Source organism: Rhodococcus mengyinensis, assembly GCF_048381435.1.
Lineage (GTDB): Bacteria > Actinomycetota > Actinomycetes > Mycobacteriales > Mycobacteriaceae > Rhodococcus_F > Rhodococcus_F opacus_D.
Window position 1 is genome coordinate 1 of record NZ_JBLWIT010000093.1, and the last position, 18,717, is coordinate 18,717.

Sequence of the window (18,717 nt, forward strand, 5' to 3'; positions counted from 1 at the left end):
CCGGACTTCCGCAGCTGATGGGCACACGATTCCGCGAAAAGGCGTGTTGACGTGCGGGGACGCCGCGCGGCCGCGTTGGGGTCGTGTTACTACAGGCCTTGCTTTGGCGGGATCTCGCTTACGCGTCGGTGGGGGCGAAGTCGAAGAACCGGGGCGGTTCGGGCAGCTCGAGCGCGGTAAGGATCTTTCGCTGCCCGGCGGTGACGGCGGAGCGTTGCGCCACCTGGCCGTGGTCGGTGGCGAGGGTGACCAGGTGCATCCGGTCGAGCTCGTGACGGATGCTGCGCCAGGTGTCACCGGTGGCGGTCTCGGCGACCCGGATCAGCAGCAGCGCCAGCCAGCACAACTGGACGTGGGCGCGGATGCGGTCCTCGCGGTGGTGGAAGACCGGCCGCAGCCCGAGCGAGCCCTTCATGTCGCGCCACCCGGCTTCGACGGCGAGCAGCTGCTTGTAGGCGGCGGCCAGGTCCTCCGGGGTGAGGGTGGTGTCGGACGTGCGTAGCAGCCACTTGCCGTCCAGGCCGGCCTCGGTCTTGATCGCCGTGTGGTCGATGCGCAGCAGCCCGGTGTTGGTGCGCCGCAGATACCGTCGCAGTCCCGGCTTGGATTTGAGCGAGCCGACCAGCTCGTCGCGGCGGCGCGATGTCCAGGTGTCGGAACCGTCGATCAGCTCTTCGAGGTGCGCGACGAGGTTCTCCCGTACGGCCGCGTCGCGGTCCGCCTGGTCCGGGTTGTGGCAGACGACGAATCGCCTGGTCCGGGCGCCGCCGTCGCCGTCCCCGTCACCGCCGGGCGCGACGTGCACCTCCTTGACCCGCAGGTTGCCGGCCACGGTGTGGTAGCGGCCCGGCCTGGCGAGCGCGGCGGCGGCCTCGGTGTTGGTGTGGCGCAGCTTCTCGGCGTGGATGTAATGCCCGCCGCCGCGGGTCAAATACGCTCGGTTCGCGGCGGAGGCGAAACCACGGTCGGCGACCCAGACCAACCGGCGCAGGTTCCACCCGTCCAGGTCGTCTTTGACGGTGCGGATGATCGCGGTGTCGGCGGTGTTGCCGGGGAAGGTCCAGCAGCGCACCGGGATCCCGTCGCGGGTGACGGCCATCGCGATCACCACCTGCGGCAGGTCGGTGCGGAAGTCCTTGGAGTGGCCGAACTCCCGCGCCCCGGACTCGGCCGGGTTACCGGCCCCGTCGTCGCTGGGCGGATCGGCCCGCTCCGGGCCCTCGGTCTCGAAGTAGGTGCTCGTCGTATCGACGAAAACGATGTCCAAATCCAGGTTTAACAGGTGCGCAACGGAATTGAACACATCGGCGGCGATCTCCTCGAGGGCGTCGAGGAGGAAGTCCATGCCCCGGTAGGCCTGATCGTCGGACAACGCGGTCATGTGCTCGATGGCGACGCGTTCGGTCACCCAGCCGGTCGCCGCGAGCTTCGAGCCGGGTTCGAGCGCGCGCTGGGCGACGAGGGTGAAGATCACCCGCTCCACCGCGTCGGCGGCGAGCCGCCGCCCCTCGGCGGCGCGGCGGATCGCCGCCGAGATCCCCAGCCGGTCCCAGAGCCGGTCCAGCGTCCACGCCCCGCCGAGGCGCCGGCAGTCGAGGATCTCCACCTCCCCGCCCGCGGTCGACGCCGCGGCGGACTGGTCGGGGGCGAGGAACCGCGAGATCGACGACACCAGCCGGGCCAACCCGTCCCGGTCCACGGTCTCGGCGCGGCCGAAGTTGTGGATCACCTTCGCGGTCGGCGAGCCGGTGTCCGGGTGCCGCTCGTTGTGCGCGAGCTGCAGATACGACACCACCGAGCCGTCCTTGTTCTTCCGCCGCGTCTCCCGCAGGTACATACCTACACAACACCACATCGCATGCGGCTTCACCAGCCGACACGCCGCAAGTCGTGTGCCTACAGATTTTCGCGTTCCAGACACCCTGCACCGCTCTGACCTGCGCCTTCATTCCGCGGCAGGCACGAAAATGCCTACGAACTGCGGAAGTCCGGACTGACATCATGGTCCGGAAAGCAGGAACAGGCGGAGGAGTGACGAGATGACAGGTCGCATCGAGGTGTCGACGGATCGGCACATGCAGATCGGTGAGGTCGCCGAACGCACCGAACTGTCGATCAAGACCATCCGCCACTACGACGAGGTCGGCCTGGTCACTCCGTCCGAACGCAGCGCCGGCGGGTTCCGGCTCTACACCGACGCCGACGTCCAACGGCTGCTGGTGATCCGGCGGATGAAACCGCTCGGGTTCACCCTCGACGAGATGCGCCAGCTCCTCGACTCCCTCGAGACGCTGGCCTCGGACCAGCCTGCCGGGGACAAGGCGGCAGCACACGCATTCCTGTCCGAATGCCATGCCCGCGCCGAAGAAAGCTGCCGCAAACTGCGGAAACAGGTCGCCTACGCCGAAGAGTTGACCGCACTTCTCGCCGACCACACCGCTACTCAGTAGCTCGTTCGGCGCTCACTCGCGATCCCTGCGCTGCGCCCAGAGGAGGTGCGGGCCGATGCTTCCCGGGCGTAAGCCCACCGGCCCGCACCACACTTTGTGCCCCCGATGTTCGAACGGGACCTGCTTGACAGACACACAGGAACGCTCAGATACCCGATGTCAGTTTCAGCAGTGGACTGCACGGCGTGGTGGCAGTTTCTCAGTAAGTGCAGTGGTCTTCCGATTGTCTGGCGGTCAGAAGCGCTCTGCACAAACAGAGGGATTGCTCGCCCGATCCCCGAAATAGTGCGATGCTCGCAACAAGACCGTCGGAGTGATTCGCTACTAGCCCTGGCAGGTGCGCTTCAATCAACCATGAACCTTCGATCGTTGGCTTACTTGGTCCCGTTCCGAGGGGTAAAGCGTGATTGCTGAACCGGCGGGGTCTGAGGAGTTTCACCTGCGACACCGCCGTCCGCCGCCGGAGCAGATGGTGGAGGTGTTGGATGGTCGACCGGGTTCCGCCGGAAATCCGCTGTCGGAGTGTGCTTTCCTCCTCTCGCCGTCCCTATTTGTCATGCCCACCGTCGGTTCCGTCGACTATGGACGCTCGAACTCGCGTGCTGCGATGATTGACGGGTGCTTCGATCGCACCGCTCACGTGTGCCGCTCTGCCGAGCCCATCCCCTTCGGCGGCGGATGCGGCCGCGCGGATACCTGGCGTGGGCGGCGGTGATCGCGGTCCACGGGGTGGCGGCGACGGCATGCATTGCATCGTCGCCCGGCGGTGCGGCGTCCTTTCCCGCGCTGGACGTTGTCACCGAGATCGGTGATCTCGATCATCCTTGGGACGTGGTGGCCGCGCCGGACGGCACCTTGCTGACTGGGGAGCGCTCCGGTCGCTTCATTGTCAAGCGTCCGGACGGCTCCACCAGCGTGATGACCGCAGATCTGTCCGACCTCGTCGTCCATAGCGAACTCGGTCTGATGGGTATTGCCCTCGCCGCCGATTTCGAGGTCACCCGCACCCTGTACACGTGCCAGACCCATGCGGCGGGCGAGGTCAGCGACATCCGGGTGCAGACCTGGACCGCGGATGCGCAGTGGACCGCACTGACGCCCACTGGTGTCCTGGTGACCGGGCTGCCGCTGAGCCCCCGTGGCCGGCACGGTGGTTGCCGCCTCCTTCCCCATCCGGACGGGACACTGCTGATCGGCACCGGCGACGCCACGCAGGCTACGGCGCCGCAGGATGTGAATTCTCTCGGCGGCAAGGTTTTACGCGTGGACGCCGCGACGGGGGCGCCCGCCGTGGGCAACCCGTTCCCCGACAGCGCGGTCTACACGCTCGGACACCGCAACGTGCAAGGACTCACGATCCGCCCCGGCACCGGGGACATCTACTCCGTCGAGCAGGGCACCCACCGCGACGACGAGGTGAACCGCCTGATCCCGGGCGGCAACTATGGATGGAAACCGGACACCGGCGACGATTTTTACGACGAATCCGTGCCGATGACCGATCCCGATCGCGTGCCCGGGGCACAGCCGGCGGTGTGGAGTTCGGGCCCCTCCACCATCGCCACCGCCAGCGGCGCGTTTGTCACCGGGCGGGGCTGGGGCGACTGGGACGGTGCCCTGGCCCTCGGCGCCCTGAAGGGCCGCCAGGTGCGGTTCCTGCGACTCGATCCCACCGGTATCCGTACCGTCACCGACACCACACCACCCGAACTAGCCGACGACTACGGCCGCATCCGCACAGTCGCCGCGCAGCCCGACGGGTCACTGCTCGTCACCACCGACAACGGCGGTGACGACAAGGTGCTCCGCGTGAGACCCGCGACCGGACGATGAGTCCCCACCAACCCGGGTCACACCGCGCTGCGGTCAAGCGCCTCCGGCTTCGCTCCCGAGGACCGATCTGTCACCACCCGACACCACAGCAGTCAGGCCGGGTCGATCAATGCCAACCGCGGGGTGCGCGACCCGAGGATGCCAGTCCCTTGTCAGTGGGCGACAGCGAGATGCACTCCTGGCCTGCGGTGTCCGAGGCGCACCGACGACATGTCGTGGGCGGGGTGGATCGATGCCCGACTCGGCCACGCCCGCACCGGCCGGGCGTGGCCGCGGCACAGCGTGGTCGGTGCCCGGGCCTTGGTCTGGTTCGAAAGACGCCTCCCGCATTCCGCGTAACCGGAGGTGATCGACCGGCGATCGCGGCGGCCTGATGGGTTGGGGTGGGATCCGAGACGCGTTAGAGTGAGCGGCGGTGTGCCGGGAAGTCTGGTCGGCGAATATTTGGCGACCCCGACGCAAGGACTGTTTCTCCGGTGCACTCACGCTTCCCGGCGCCTCGGCGCGCTCCGATATCGACTCGCGTCACAGGTGTGGGCCTATGACCCGCCCATTGCGTCCTCACTCCGAAGCCGACGATCGAAGGCGTCGCCGACAGGGTCCGCGGACCGCCGCGCACCTGTTCGCGTTGGCGCTGTGGCCGGTCGCGGTGATGACGATGGCGCATCGCGTCCTGGTCAAGGCGGTGAACGGATACATCACCGACGATTTCACCCCGGTCTACAACGCCGCCCTCGCGTTCTGGAACGGCCACGCCGTCTACACGGCGAACTTCTCGTCGGTCGATCCGCACTACCTGTACCCGCCGAGCGGAACCCTGCTGATCGCCCCGATCGCCGTGGTGCCTCCGGAGCTGTCCCGGTGGCTGTTCATCCTCGCCAACACCATCGCGATCGTCGTGGCACTGTATCTGCTGCTGCGGATGTTCAACCTGAGTGTGCGGTCGGTGGCCGCCCCGCTGCTGCTGTTGGGGGCGTTCGCGTCGGAGGCCGTGACGAACACGTTGGTGTTCACCAACATCAACGGGCTGGTGCTGCTCGGTGAGATGGCGTTCCTGGTTCTGTTGCTGCGGCGACGGGACTACTGGTCCGGGGCGGCGATCGGTGTGACCTTCGCGGTCAAACCGATCCTCGCTCCGCTGCTGCTGCTGCCGCTGGTGCGCGGGCAGTGGAAGGTGTTCGTCACCGCGGTCGGGGTCCCGCTGGTGCTGACCGCGGTGGCGTGGCCGCTGGCCGCGGACCCGGCCGCATTCCTCACCCATACCGCCCCGTACCTGATGCAGTCGCGGGACTATTTCAATAGCGCGATCGTCGGCAACGGCGCCTACTACGGACTGCCGCCGTTGCTGATCGCGGGTCTGCGGACCCTGTTCACCGCCCTAGTCGCGGTGTCACTGTGGCTGCTGTGCCGCTACCACCGCGGTGACGAGCTGTTCTTCGTCACGACCACCTCCGGGGTGCTGCTGGCGGGGTCGTTCCTGCTCGGCTCGCTGGGGCAGATGTACTACTCGATGATGCTGCTGCCGCTGCTGCTGTCGGTGGTGTTGCCGAACTCGGTGATGCGGAACTGGCCGGCCTGGTTGGCGGTGTACGGGTTTCTCAGCTACGACAGTTGGCTGTCCGGTCCCTTCCCCGAGGCCGGGCGGGCCGCGGAATACATGAAGACCACCTTCGGGTGGAGTCTGCTGCTGATCGTTATTTGCGGGGTGCTGGTGTACCGGCACCTGAACACGCGCCGGACACCGCCCGCGGTGCAGCCGGATCCGTTCATCGCGTGAAGGGCGGCGGCGCGCACCGGGCCCGCACGGCAGCCGCGTCGGCGCACAGCGCGGGAAGTTCGCGGCGATCGGTGCCGAGAGACCACTGCCGAGATGAGTCGGTGAACACTCATCAGCACACCCCGTGCCCGCCGAGACGCAGCCACGACGCCCGTGCCGGAGCCGCTGCGGCGCGGCGCCGCGGGCACATTCCCTTCGTACCCGGCGGCGAGGCATCCTCCCACCGGGCGGCCCAGGACTATCGGCACGACCTCGACGGCCTGCGCGGGCTCGCCATCGCCATGGTGGTGCTGTTCCACCTGTGGGTCGGGCGGGTGTCCGGCGGGGTCGATGTCTTCCTCGTGCTGTCCGGATTCTTCTTCACCGGAATGTTGCTGCGGCGCAGCGACGCGCACGTTCGGCTTCCGGTGCGGCAGATCCTGACCCGGACCGGGCGGCGGCTGCTGCCGGCGCTGGTGGTGGTGCTGGCGGCCACCGCGCTGGTCACCGTGATCACCCGGCCGTTCACACAGTGGGATGCGACCGCGGATCAGCTGCTGGCGTCGGTGTTCTACCTGCAGAACTGGGAGTTGGCGCGGACTGCGGCCGAGTATCAGGCCGCCGACGCCTCGGTCAGTCCGATGCAGCACTTGTGGTCGATGTCGGTGCAGGGCCAGTTCTATCTCCTCGCCCTGGCGGTCCTCACAGCCATCGTCGAGGTGTGCCGCCGCGGCCGGTGGCCGCGTGCGGTGCGCCCGGTCACCGCGGTGGTCCTCGCCGCCGCCGGGACCGGGTCGTTCTGCTACGCGATCGCCGCCTCGCGGACGCAGCAGTCGTGGGCCTACTACGACACCGCTGCCCGGCTGTGGGAGCTAGTGGCCGGCGCCCTGCTGGCCCTGGCGATCGGCCGGGCGGTCGTGCCGCGGTGCGGCCGGTCCGTCCTCGCCGGCGCCGCTCTGGCCGTCATTCTCACCTGCGGGCTGATCTTCGACGGGGCGACCCAGTTTCCCGGGGCGGCGGCGCTGGTCCCGGTGGGGGCGACCTGTGCGCTCATCCTCGCCGGCGCCGGAACCACCGGTACACCGGATGCGCCGATGGTGGTGCGGCTGCTCGCCTCCCGCCCCTTCGTCGAGCTCGGGAAGATCGCCTACGCCCTGTACCTGTGGCACTGGCCGGTGCTGATCTTCTACCTCAGCTGGCGCGAACGCCCAGCCGTCGGACTGACCGGCGGATTGATCGTCCTCGCGGTCTCGCTGCTGCTGGCCTGGCTGACCTACACCTGGGTGGAAACACCCCTGCGCAGCGGCCGCCGACCGCAGCCGGCGTCGTCGCGCCGCGCCGTCACCCGCCCCCGCGTCGTCACCTCGATCGTGGTCGCGGCGGCTCTCGCCGTGGTGGCCGTGGCCGGCGGGTGGAAAGGGTATCTGGCGCAGAATCCGGAAACCGCCGCCCGCGTCGGCGGGCTCGACCCGAAGATCTACCCCGGGGCTGCGACACTGACCGACGGGGTGTTCACCCCGCACGCAAAGATGCGGCCGAGTCTGCTCGAGGCCCCCGGGGATCTGCCACCGTCGAGCTTCGATGGATGCATCTCGGACCTGAGCACCCGAGAGGTGATCTCCTGCCGCTACGGTGACCTCGCTGCCGCCCGGACACTGGCGGTGGTGGGCAGCTCGCACGCCGAGCACTGGCTGACCGCGCTCGATGCCATCGGCAAGAACCGCGGAGTGCGGATCGTGTCATATCTGAAAATGGGATGCCCGCTGAATCTGGGCGAGCCGATGCTCGGTGATCAACCCTATCCGGATTGCCGAGACTGGTCCGCCGAGGTACTCGACCGGCTGCGCGATGACCGCCCCGATGCGGTGTTCTCCACCGCCACCCGTCCCAGCCCCGACGGTCCCGGCGACATCACCCCCGACGACTACACCCAGGTGTGGGCCCGCTACGCGGACTTCGGGTTGCCGTTCCTGGGGATCCGCGACACCCCCTGGTTGCATCGGGACGGGGTGCCCTACCGGGCGATCGACTGCCTGGCCGACGGCGGTGACGCCGACTCGTGTGGCATGCCCCGGGATGCAGTGCTGGCGGCGAGCAACCCCGCCGCCGCGGCCGCCGCCCTGTTTCCGCTCGTGCATCTGCTCGATCTGTCCGACGCGGTCTGCGATGTCACGATCTGCCGGGTCGTCGAGGGCAACATCCTGCTCTACCACGACTCCCATCACCTGTCGGCGACCTACGTGCGCAGCCTGATTCCCGAGCTGGACCGGCAGATCGGCTCCACCACCGCCTGGTGGTAGCCCAAGTTGGGGAATCCGGGCGCCGCCGCGATAGGGTGAAGATGGTGCGCCGGGAAGTCTGGTCGGCAAATGTTTTCGCAACCCTCCGACCGGACGAGGACCGCATCATGTGCATCCCACCATCCCTCCTGCCCGTCAGCCGCCGCACCCTCGAAGCGGCGTGGACCGTGGGTAGGTGGCCGCGATGAAATACGTTCCCCTTGCCACGCACGGCATCTACCACGAGACCGCGGACAGCGTCCCGGTGCGCCGCACCTGCCGGGACCGCCTCGAACACTGGCACGTCCCCCACGCACTACACCGGTTCGACACCTCCCTGGGCGTGACCACCGTGCTATCGGCGGGCACGAGCACCGGGCTGCCACCGGTGGTGCTGCTACCCGGCGCCGACCTGAACGCGGCGACGAGCCTGGCCACCGTGTGCGCCCTGCGGGAACAGCACCGCGTCCTGGTCCCGGACATTCCCGGCGAACCGGGTCTGAGCTCGTCGCGGCGCCCGCACCGGCACAAGCACCTGCTCGGCGTGTATGGTCACTGGCTCGACGAGTTGCTCCCGCAACTGTGCAGCGAGCCGATGATCCTGGCCGGGCATTCCCTCGGCGCCGGAATCGCCCTCGCATCCACCCCGTCCGATCGTGTCGCGAAGCTGGTCCTGGTCAGCCCGGCGGGCCTCGTCGCGATGCGGCGCACCCGGGAGCTGACCTGGTTGCGTACGAAGTGGCGGCTCGACGCCACCCTCGGCAACAGCGAACAACTGCTGTCGTATCTGATGTCGCCGCGGTTCACCCCGGACATGAGCCTGGTCTCCTGGTACAGCATGGTCGCAGAGCACTGCTTCCCGGGTCGGTTGCCCCGGCGTCTGCCCGCCCGGCTGGTACGCCGCTGGTCCGGTACCCCGGTCGTCGTCGCCACGGGTGAGGACGACCGGCTGGTCAGCCCGGATCGTTTGCGCCGACGGGTGCGATCGCTGCTCGGTGTCGAGGTCCGCACCCTTCCCCGGGTGGGGCATCTGGCGTTACGTGAGGCACCCGGCACGGTCGCCGAGCTGATCACCCCCGCTCCGAACAATCAGAAGGAAGCCGTGTGAATACCCGCCCGACCGCCACACCCCTGTTCCCGCGTGGATCCTGGGCCGAAGCCTCCCGCATCACCGAGATCCTCCGGAAGGAAACCGTCGGCGGTGCCCTGCTGCTTCTGGCGACCGTCGCCGCGATGGCGTGGGCCAATTCGCCCTGGTCGAGCGGATACGATGCGCTGCGCGACTTCACCGTCGGCCCCGAAGCGCTGCACCTGAATCTGTCGATCGGAACCTGGGCGGCGGACGGATTGCTGGCGATCTTCTTCTTCGTCGTCGGCCTCGAACTCAAACGCGAGTTCGTCGCCGGGGACCTGCGCGACCCGAGGCGGGCGGCCCTGCCGATCGCCGCCGCGGTCGGCGGCATGGCCGCACCCGCAGTAGTGTTCGTCGCCGTCAACGCCCGCACCGGCGGCGACGCCCTGCAGGGGTGGGCCATCCCCACCGCCACCGACATCGCCTTCGCCCTCGCCGTGCTGGCGGTGATCAGCACCCACCTCCCGTCGACGCTGCGCACCTTCCTGCTGACCCTGGCGGTCGTCGACGACCTGCTCGCGATCACCATCATCGCGATCTTCTACACCGACAAGTTGTCGGTGCTGCCGCTGCTGGCGGCGCTGATTCCGTTGGCCGCGTTCACATACGCGGTGCAGCGGCGGATCCGGTCGTGGTGGCTGCTGCTTCCCCTCGCCGCGCTGACCTGGGCGTTGGTCCACGCCTCCGGGGTGCACGCCACCGTCGCCGGAGTGTTGCTCGGCTTCGCCGTCCCGGTCCTGCGCAGCCGGGCCGCCGGCGGACCGGACGCCGGACCGGGGTTGGCCGAGCACTTCGAACACCGCATCCGCCCGATCTCGGCCGGGTTCGCGGTCCCGGTGTTCGCGTTCTTCGCCGCCGGCGTCACCATCGGCGGACTGACCGGCCTGACCGACGCCCTGTCCGATCCGATCGCCCTCGGCATCATCGCCGGCCTGATCGTCGGCAAAACCTGCGGGATCTTCGGCACCACCTACCTGCTGTCCCGGTTCACCCGGGCGACCCTCGATGCCGGGCTGCGCTGGATCGACGTCCTCGGAGTCGCGATGCTCGCCGGCATCGGGTTCACCGTCTCCCTGCTGATCGGGGAACTCGCCTACGGGCAGGCCAGCGCGGCCGACGATCACGTCAAGATCGGTGTCCTGACCGGCTCGGTGGTCGCTGCCGTCACCGCGGCCGTCGTACTGCGGCTGCGCAATCGCGCGTATCGGCTCATCGCCGAACAGGAAGCGGTCGATGAGAATGCCGACGGAATCCCCGACGTCTACCAGGACAACAGCCACCGCGAGTGAAGTTCCGCGACCGGGCCTCGAGGACAACATTTGCGCAGCAGTCGCGGGTGTTCCGTCGCGTCCATCGGGCGTGTCTCGCGCCTAGTGCAGGCCAGCTCCGCCGAGACAGCCCTGTTCCGCCGAGCAGTGTGATCGTTCCCGGGGTGCCCGAAACCCTACGACACCAAGCGCTGTCCGCCACACCGGCCAGGCGGGGTAGATCGGTTGATCCTCGTCGACGCGCCCCACCAAGCGGTGCTCAGGGATTGACGGACACCCACACGTACGCGGCGAGCAGCACCAGGTGCACTCCTGCCTGGAGTGCGGTGGCGCGGCGCGGAACGACGCTGAGCATGCTGACGACGACGGTCAACGCCAGCAACACCAACTGGGCGGGTGCGAGGCCGAGCATCACCGGGCCGTCGAGCCAGACCGCGGCCACCGCGACAGCGGGAATGGTCAACCCGATGCTGGCCATCACCGACCCGAAAGCAAGTCTCAGACTGATCTGAATCTGGTTGCGCCCCGCCGCACGGACCGCAGCGAACGTTCCCGGCAGCAGCACCAACAGCGCGATCACCATGCCCACCAACGAGAATGGCACGCCGGCGCCGGCTACCGCGGCCGCGATCGCCGGGGAGGTCACCGTCGCCAACCCCACCACCGCGACCAACGCCACCAGCAAAAGCCCCAGGCTCACCCACGCACTCCGGCTCGTTCCCGCAGCGGCCGGTGCGTCTTCGCCTGGGGTGTCGGAGAGTGGCACCGGCAGGAGTGGCTCCCGATGGCGCCCGGTCTGGGTGCGCACGAACATCCCGTACAACAGCAGCGACACCACCGCCGCGAAAATCAACTGCACGGACGAGAACTCGACGCCCGGCCGGCCGGTGTCGAATGTCGGTACCACCAGTGCCAGGAAGACCACGGAGGCCACCGTGGTCAGGGCGGCCACGGTGCCGTCCGCGTCGAACAGCGCCGTCCCGAATCGCAGAGCACCGATCAGCAATGACACACCCACGATGCCGTTGAGGGTGATCATCACCGCGGCCACCACGGTGTCTGTGGCCAGGGCCGTCGCCCCGGGGCCGCCGGGGAGCATCAACGTCACGATCAACGCCACTTCGATCACGGTGACCACGACCGCGACCGCGAGCGTCCCGAACGGTTCCCCGACCTTGTGCGCCACCGCCCCCGCCTGATGCAGCGCCGCCAGCACCGTGCCGACCAGAACCACCGCTAGCCCGATCACGCCCACCGGCGGCCCCACATCTTGCCCCCAAGACCACACCAGCACCAGCGCCGCCGCGACCAGCATCACCCGCGGCCACAACTCGACTGCAGCACGCGTGACTCGGGCCATGAACAGCACTGTGCCAGGTCCACCAGCGTCCGTGCAGGTTCCCCACCCGAAGGCAGTCCGCCCGCGCGATCGACGCCCCACTCGATCCGCAAACCTCACCGCGACGGTACGAGAATACGTTCGCTCGACCTGATGAAATGCCCGCCCCAGAAAATCCAGGCTGACCGAAGGTGTTCCCGACGATGGCCGAACCCCGAGGCGACTGGTCCCCGCCTGACTCGGCGACGCGGTGACCGTCCGGGCGCAACCCGTCAGGGGTGTCCGTCGCCGTCGTCGCCGCGGGCGTCTTCCTCGATGAGGTGGTCGAGTACCGCCGTGGTGGCGTCGGCGGCGAGGGAGAAGGGTTCGAGGATCACCTCGGCGCCGGCTGCTCGAAGTTGCTCGGCGTCGTGGACGGTGTGCGCGGTGAGCGCAATGTGACCGCGGTACTCATGGTGGTTCAGGGCGTGCAGGAGCGCCCGGTTGGTCTCGAGCAACGGGATGGTGCTGATCACGAACCGGGCCTGCACCAGCGGCAGCGTATCCAGGAAGTGCACGTCCTCGGCGCTGCCGTAGATGGCGGTGACACCGTCGCGCGTGTTCGCTCCGACCCTGTGGGGGTCGAAGTCGACGGCCAACACCCGGTGCCCGGCCCGGCTGAGGTGGTCGGCGACGTGCCGGCCGAACCGGCCGAGGCCGTAGAGGATGGCGTACACGTCGGAATCGGCTTGGGTGACCTCGGATGCGCGGCTGCCGGTCCACTCGAACACCCGAAGCCACCGTGCCAGTCGGTGATAGAGCTGGTGCGAGTACAGGATCATGTAGGTCGAGCCGCCGATCGTGGCGAGCCCGACGACGGTGATCAGGCTGACGGTGGCGTTGCTGATGTGGCCGAGACTGAGCCCCAACGCGGCCAGGATGAGGGAGAACTCGGAGATCTGGGCGACGGTCAGACCGGCCAGGAACCCGACCCGCACCGGGTAGCGCATCGCGGCCATGATCAGCACGACGATCAGCGGGTTTCCGATGAGCACGAACAGTGAGAAGATCACCGCCTCCGGAATCTGGTCGGCGGCGTGGGTGAATTCCAGCCGGGAACCCAGGTCCAGGAAGAAGAACAGCAGCAGGAAGTCGCGCAGGCTCACCAGCCGTGCTCCGAGCGCGTCACGGTACGGGGTGGACGCCAACGACACCCCGGCGAGGAAGGCCCCGACCTCGGAGCTGAAGCCCAGGGCGTCGCTCACCGCGGCGATCGAGACCGCGTAGGCCACCCCGAACAGCACCAGCAGTTCCTGGGATCGGGCGATGTGGTGCAGCAGCCAGGGCAGCACGTACCGCATCAGGACGGCGAGGGCGGCGAGCAGGCCGACGCCCTTGACGACGACCAGCGCGATGTTCACGGCCAGACTGTCCCCGTTCTGCCGGCCGAAGACGTTGAGCGCGATCATCACCAGCACCACGACGATGTCCTGCACGATCAGGAAACCGACCGCGATGCGCCCGTGGAGTTGCTCGAGTTCGCGCTTGTCGGACAACAACTTCACGATGATGATCGTCGACGAAAACGTCAGGGCGACCGCGACATACACCGCGGTCACCGAGTCCATCCCCAGCGCAATCGCGATCAGGTATCCGACTACCGAGGTGAACAGCACCTGGCCGAGACCGGTCGCGAGGGCGACGGGACCGGTGCTGCGGATCAGATGCAGGTCGAGTTTCAGGCCGACGAGGAACAGCAGGATGGCGATGCCGAGGCGGGCCAGGAGCTCGATCGTGCTGTCGGCGGCCACCCAGCCGGTGCCCGCCGGCCCGACCAGGATGCCGACCCCGATGAACGCGACGATCATCGGCTGCCGCAGCCGGGTGGCCAGCAACCCGGCCACCGCCGCGATGGCCAGGATGACCGCGATCAGTGCGAAGTCGTGCAAGTCCGCCACGTGTGACTCCTTCGCGTTGCGGCAGTGAGCATCGTCGCTACACGACTCGCCGACCGCTGGGACCTCAATTCAGGCTTCCTCCGGCGGCCAGGTAGCCGTCGACGGCGCGCTGGAGACGGTCGAGGGCTGCGCCGTAGGCGGTGAAGTCGCCGGTGCGCTGGGCCTCACGCAGACTGCCCAGGGCGGCGTTGAGTTCCAGGACGGCCGCGGTCAGTTCCTCGGACACGTCCGGGGGTGCGGCGGGCGGCGCACCGACCACCGGTGGCGGCGGGGTCTCGGGTGCGGGAGGTGGTGCGGTCGCGGCGTCGCCGCCGGGTGCGGTCGCCGCGCGTCCGGTGCCGGCGCCGAAGACCTGGTCGAGGGCTTCGGCGAGGGTGGGGGCGTAGCCGACCCGGACCCCGCCGGTGCCGGGTTCGCGGTAGCTGACGAGCACGCGGGCCAGCTGTGGGAACGTTGATCCCTCGGCCGTGGTGGACAACCGTTCGGTGAACAGCGGTTCCACGTAGAGGACGCCGCCGTCGGCGATCGGCAGGGTCAGCAGGTTGCCGTAGTGGATGCGGTTCGACCGCTCCAACAGGGTGCGCTCGGACGCGACCCGGGTGTCGGAGATCATCGAGTTCTGGATCTGCTGCGGCCCCTGGGTCAGGGTGTCCGTCGGCAGCTGCAGGACCTCGATCCTGCCGTAGTTCTCGGGGTCCGAGCGCACCGAGAGGTAGGCGGAGAGGAATTCGCGGTTGAACCCGACCATGGCGGAGGCGAGCCGGAACGACGGCTGCGCGGTGCCAGCGTCGCCGACGAGGATGTAGTACGGAGGTTGCTGCCCCGACTCGTCGGAGGTCGGGTCGCTGGGAACGGACCAGAAGGCGTTGTTGGTGAAGAACTCCCGCGGTTCGTTGACGTGGTACTTGGCCAGACGTTCACGCTGGATCCGGAACAGGTCCTCGGGGTAGCGGAAGTGGGCGCGCAGGTCCTCGGAGATCGCCTCGTCGGGCTGGACGGTGCCGGGGAACACACTCATCCACGCGGCAAGGACCGGATCGTCCTGATCGACCTGATAGAGGGTGACGGTGCCGTCGTAGGCGTCGACGGTGGCCTTGACCGAATTCCGGACGTAGGAGACTTGCTCCCGGGGCAGTGTCCGTCCGGTGTCGGGGTCGGTGACGACCGGTTCGCTCAGGGCCCCGGATTGCGAGTAGGGGTAGTGCTCGACGGTGGTGTAGGCGTCGACGATCCAGGTGATCCGCCCGTCCACGACCGCCGGATACGGGTTGGTGTCGGTGGTCAGCCAGGGGGCGACGTGTTCGACCCGGGTGGCGGGGTCGCGGTTGAAGATGATCTTCGACTCGGGCCCGATGGCGCCGGAGAACAGGATGTTGCGCTCGGCGTAGTTGGCGGCGAACGCCAGCCGGTTGATCCAGTTCCCGATCGGCACCCCACCGGTGCCGTTGTAGGTGTAGGTGGCGGTGTCGGTGTCGTACTCACGCGGGGTGGCGCCCGCCCCAGCGCCGACGATGGCGTAGTCCGGGCTGTCGGACTGCGCGATCACCTCGCCATAGTAGATGCGCGGCTGGTCGACCTGGATGATCTGGTTTCCGACGGCCTGGGAGGCGATGTCGCTGACGGTGTAGATCGGGTATCCGCTGTCACTGCTGCTGCTCTGCCCGGAAGCGTCCCGCACCGCGGCATTGACCCGGTTCGCCGGCGCCGCAATGAAACCGTTGCCGTGGGTATAGACCAGGTGCCTGTTGATCCACTGAGTCTGGTTGCCGCTCAGGCTGTTCGGGGACAGCTCACGCGCCGCGACGATGTAGTCGGCGAGTTCGCCGTCGATGCTGTAGCGGTCGATGTCCAGGGTGGGGGTGAAACCGTAGAAGTTTTTCAGTTGCTGCTGCTGGGTGAACGTGCGGGAGAGCACATTCGGGTCCAACAGCCGGGCGTTGGCGATGGTGGTGACGTCGGCGGGAACCTCCCGCGGCGGCCGGGTACCCACCCCGGGATAGCCCTGATATTCGACCCGATCCGGCCCGAGGCCGTACGCCTGCCGGGTGGCGTCGATGTTGCGTTCGATGTAGGGGCTTTCCCGGTCGGCGGCGTTCGGGCGGACGGAGAACTGTTCCATCAGCGCGGGGAAGATTCCGCCGACCAGGATCGAGGACAGCACCAGCAGGGCGGCGGCCATCGCCGGGATCCGCAGATCCCGCACCCAGATCGCGGCGAAGAACGCGCACGCGCAGAGTATGGCGATCGAGAACAGGATCAGCCGCGCCGGCAGCACCGCATTGATGTCGGTGAATCCGGCACCGGTGAAGGTGGGTTCCTTCCGGCTCCCCCACAGCAACGCATACCGATCCAGCCAGTAGGCGACCGCCTTGAGCGCGATGAACGTCCCCGCCAGGACCGCGAGCTGAATCCGCGCCGCCCGGGTCAGCGCACTCACACCCGCCCCGGGCTCATCCCGGCCGCCGGGCTCGTCCCGATCCTTGCTGTTGCCGCCGTCCCGATCCTGGTTCATGGTCTTGGTGGTGAACGACAGTCGCAGCCCACCGAACAGGTAATGCGCACCCAGGCTCAGCAGAAAGGCGAGGAACGTCGCCACGAACAGCCAGGTCAGCACCAGCCGGTAGAACGGCAGGTCGAACACGTAGAAGCCGATGTCGTGACCGAACTCCGCATCCACGGTTCCGAAGCCGCCGCCGCGCAGGAACAGCTGCACCGTGGCCCAGTTCGCCTGTGCGCTCAACCCGAACGGGACCGCAACCAGCAGCGGAACACCGATACCGAACCACCGCGGCCGGCTCATCACCACCGTCCGGTACTCCTCGATCGGGTCCTTCGACGACACCGCGGCCGCGAACAGCGGCCGGGACCGGTAGGCCCACACCAGCACCGCGAACATTAACCCGGCCACCACGAGCGTCACCACGACGAACAGGATCAACCGGGTCACCAGCACCGTCCCCCACACCGACCGGTACCCGACCTCCCCGAACCACAACCAATCGATATACACCGACACCAGCCGGGGCCCGATCACTAGGAACGCCACGAAGGCCAGCAGCACCACCACCGACACCGACGCCCGCCGCGACAGCAACCGCTCCGATTCGGAGGATGCCATGATCGCCTCCCGGCGCTCGCCCAGTTCGCGACAGGATCTGCCTGACCCTCCAACGAACCCGAGATGTCCGATTTATCCCATTCTAGAGGCGCCGCCTCCGCACACACACGGATACGCATGCCGGTGACGATCTGCCTATCGCCAGCGCGGGCCACTCTCGTGAGGCCCGCAGGACGCTACGCGACCACTCCACAGCAGCCCATTTTGATCTTGTCGCAGCAGTTTCCGGCTCCTGCGTTTGCCAAGAGCGCCCAACACCCATGAGGCCGTTTGTCGCACACCGAGCCGAACGAACAACCTTTGCTTTTACTTACGCTTTACTGTAGATCTACTTGTACATTACTCTGGATCGGGTTACCGTCCAATCAGCTGCAAGTGCAGCGGCGAACCTCCGCCTCTGGCCATGAGCAGGCGGGGTTCCGTCCACTCGAGTGGGATTGGACGGCTGCCCGTCACGTAGCGCGCCGACGTCGAATAGTTTTTCCGTCGGACGCCGCAACACGGGCTGCGGATCCCACCGGTTCGGCATGGGCGCCGGGCCGGTGGGGTTCCTCGCGTGCACCGGCCCCAAGTCTTCATGCTCGCTGCACTCTTGCGGTACCGCACGACATCCCGGCGGAACGCGCGGCGGATAGTCAAGGAGTGCCCGAAAGTCGGCTGCCGCTTGCCGCGCGGTCTCCCATGCACCTGGGGACACGATCCTTGACGGCACCCCGAGCCCCGTGCCGGCGGGCGTAGCCTGGGGTAATGCGTTACACCGACTGGGGTGAGCGTGCCTCTCGGTGGTCCGGAATTCGCAGTAAGACAGTCGATGTGCACGGCACGAAGGTGCACTACCTGGTAACCGATCAGACGCGGGCATCCGAAGTGCCGGTTCATCTACTCGTTCCCAACCCGGCCAACAGCGCCTCGAACTGGCTCGACGTACTCGCGGAACTGCGACCACACGCGCACGCGATCGCGGTAGACCTACCCGGCACGATCGCCGGCCACACCGCGCTGCCGAACCGGCGCGCGACGAGCATCGAAACCAACGCGCTGTTCCTGCGCGATTTCATCGATGCACTCGGGCTCGATCGGGTCACGGTGCACGGCTGGTCGGCGGGCGGGATGGTGGCGTTGATGTTCGCCGACCAGGCACCCGAACGGGTCGACGGGCTCGTGTTGGTGGCGCCGGCACTTCCTCCCCCGCTGAGCGACGGCGAGGCGCGCATGTGGCAAACCCTCGGCAGGGCGGGGTTGGCCATCGTCGCACCGGCCGCCCGGGTGCTGCTCCGGGTTTCGGGGCGGCGCATCCTCGCCCGGAAGCTGCGGCCAACGGCCGATCCCGCGTCGATTGCGGGCACGAGAATGTCACCGGAAATCGCCGGTCTCATGCGGGAGGAGATGTCGGCGGTCGCGCCGAGGTGTTTGGGTCGCGCGGTCACGGTGTATGCCTCGCTGCTGTCGCTGATGCTCGTCCGCCGGCGACCCGTGCTCGACGCGATGCGCCGAGTCGCCTCGCCGACTCTTCTTGTCTGGGGCGATGAGGATCGCATCGCTGCCCGCGCGTCGATCGATGACTGGACGGCGCAGCGGCCCGACTGGAATCTGGTGGTCCTCCAC

Annotated in this window: 11 protein-coding genes; 7 read left to right on the plus strand and 4 right to left on the minus strand. The window is 68.1% G+C overall.

Annotated elements, in window-relative coordinates; genetic code table 11:
* Positions 1-118: 118 nt before the first annotated feature.
* Positions 119-1,837: an IS1634 family transposase gene (locus tag ACNJ7E_RS17945; protein ID WP_418340312.1), complete on the minus strand. Its 1,719-nt coding sequence runs from the start codon at positions 1,835-1,837 to the stop codon at positions 119-121.
* Between the two features lie 202 nt (positions 1,838-2,039).
* Here ACNJ7E_RS17945 and ACNJ7E_RS17950 point away from each other — a divergent pair, with 202 nt between their 5' ends.
* The 6 genes from ACNJ7E_RS17950 (at position 2,040) to nhaA (ending at position 10,739) form a co-directional block, all read left to right on the plus strand.
* Positions 2,040-2,450, plus strand: a complete 411-nt coding sequence (locus ACNJ7E_RS17950) for a MerR family transcriptional regulator (protein ID WP_418340583.1) — start codon at positions 2,040-2,042, stop codon at positions 2,448-2,450.
* 678 nt (positions 2,451-3,128) lie between these two features.
* Positions 3,129-4,283: a PQQ-dependent sugar dehydrogenase gene (locus ACNJ7E_RS17955; RefSeq protein WP_418340584.1), complete on the plus strand. Its 1,155-nt coding sequence runs from the start codon at positions 3,129-3,131 to the stop codon at positions 4,281-4,283.
* 541 nt (positions 4,284-4,824) lie between these two features.
* Entirely contained in the window at positions 4,825-6,060 is a 1,236-nt protein-coding gene (locus ACNJ7E_RS17960) for a glycosyltransferase family 87 protein (protein ID WP_418340585.1), read from the plus strand.
* Positions 6,061-6,248: 188 nt separating this feature from the next.
* Entirely contained in the window at positions 6,249-8,339 is a 2,091-nt protein-coding gene (locus ACNJ7E_RS17965; protein ID WP_418340592.1) for an acyltransferase family protein, read from the plus strand.
* A gap of 184 nt (positions 8,340-8,523) precedes the next feature.
* The gene (locus ACNJ7E_RS17970; protein WP_418340586.1) at positions 8,524-9,426 is read left to right on the plus strand and encodes an alpha/beta fold hydrolase; all 903 of its coding nucleotides are present in this window, start codon (positions 8,524-8,526) and stop codon (positions 9,424-9,426) included.
* Positions 9,423-10,739 carry a Na+/H+ antiporter NhaA gene (gene nhaA / locus ACNJ7E_RS17975; protein WP_418340587.1) on the plus strand — a complete coding sequence of 439 codons (1,317 nt, stop codon included), beginning with the start codon at positions 9,423-9,425 and terminating at the stop codon, positions 10,737-10,739. The genes ACNJ7E_RS17970 and nhaA overlap by 4 nt, the downstream gene beginning before the upstream one ends.
* A gap of 238 nt (positions 10,740-10,977) precedes the next feature.
* On the opposite strand, the gene ACNJ7E_RS17980 is transcribed toward nhaA, so the two are convergent.
* The 3 genes from ACNJ7E_RS17980 to ACNJ7E_RS17990 form a co-directional block, all read right to left on the minus strand.
* Entirely contained in the window at positions 10,978-12,078 is a 1,101-nt protein-coding gene (locus tag ACNJ7E_RS17980) for a calcium:cation antiporter (RefSeq protein ID WP_418340588.1), read from the minus strand.
* A gap of 251 nt (positions 12,079-12,329) precedes the next feature.
* Positions 12,330-13,994 carry a cation:proton antiporter gene (locus ACNJ7E_RS17985; protein WP_418340589.1) on the minus strand — a complete coding sequence of 555 codons (1,665 nt, stop codon included), beginning with the start codon at positions 13,992-13,994 and terminating at the stop codon, positions 12,330-12,332.
* A 64-nt stretch (positions 13,995-14,058) separates the two neighbouring features.
* Positions 14,059-17,112: a UPF0182 family protein gene (locus tag ACNJ7E_RS17990; RefSeq protein ID WP_418340590.1), complete on the minus strand. Its 3,054-nt coding sequence runs from the start codon at positions 17,110-17,112 to the stop codon at positions 14,059-14,061.
* 747 nt (positions 17,113-17,859) lie between these two features.
* Between ACNJ7E_RS17990 and ACNJ7E_RS17995 the strand changes: the two genes are divergently transcribed.
* On the plus strand, positions 17,860-18,717 hold an 858-nt coding region (locus ACNJ7E_RS17995; protein ID WP_418340591.1), incomplete at its 3' end, for an alpha/beta fold hydrolase.

What these genes read in the sequence shown, in the direction of transcription:
- ACNJ7E_RS17955 (WP_418340584.1), top strand. Translation starts at nt 3,129, where the DNA reads ATGCGGCCGCGCGGATACCTGGCGTGGGCGGCGGTGATCGCGGTCCAC.
- ACNJ7E_RS17970 (WP_418340586.1), top strand. Translation starts at nt 8,524, where the DNA reads ATGAAATACGTTCCCCTTGCCACGCACGGCATCTACCACGAGACCGCG.
- ACNJ7E_RS17960 (WP_418340585.1), top strand. Translation starts at nt 4,825, where the DNA reads ATGACCCGCCCATTGCGTCCTCACTCCGAAGCCGACGATCGAAGGCGT.
- ACNJ7E_RS17945 (WP_418340312.1), bottom strand. Translation starts at nt 1,837, where the DNA reads ATGTACCTGCGGGAGACGCGGCGGAAGAACAAGGACGGCTCGGTGGTG.
- ACNJ7E_RS17990 (WP_418340590.1), bottom strand. Translation starts at nt 17,112, where the DNA reads ATGGCATCCTCCGAATCGGAGCGGTTGCTGTCGCGGCGGGCGTCGGTG.
- ACNJ7E_RS17950 (WP_418340583.1), top strand. Translation starts at nt 2,040, where the DNA reads ATGACAGGTCGCATCGAGGTGTCGACGGATCGGCACATGCAGATCGGT.
- ACNJ7E_RS17980 (WP_418340588.1), bottom strand. Translation starts at nt 12,078, where the DNA reads ATGGCCCGAGTCACGCGTGCTGCAGTCGAGTTGTGGCCGCGGGTGATG.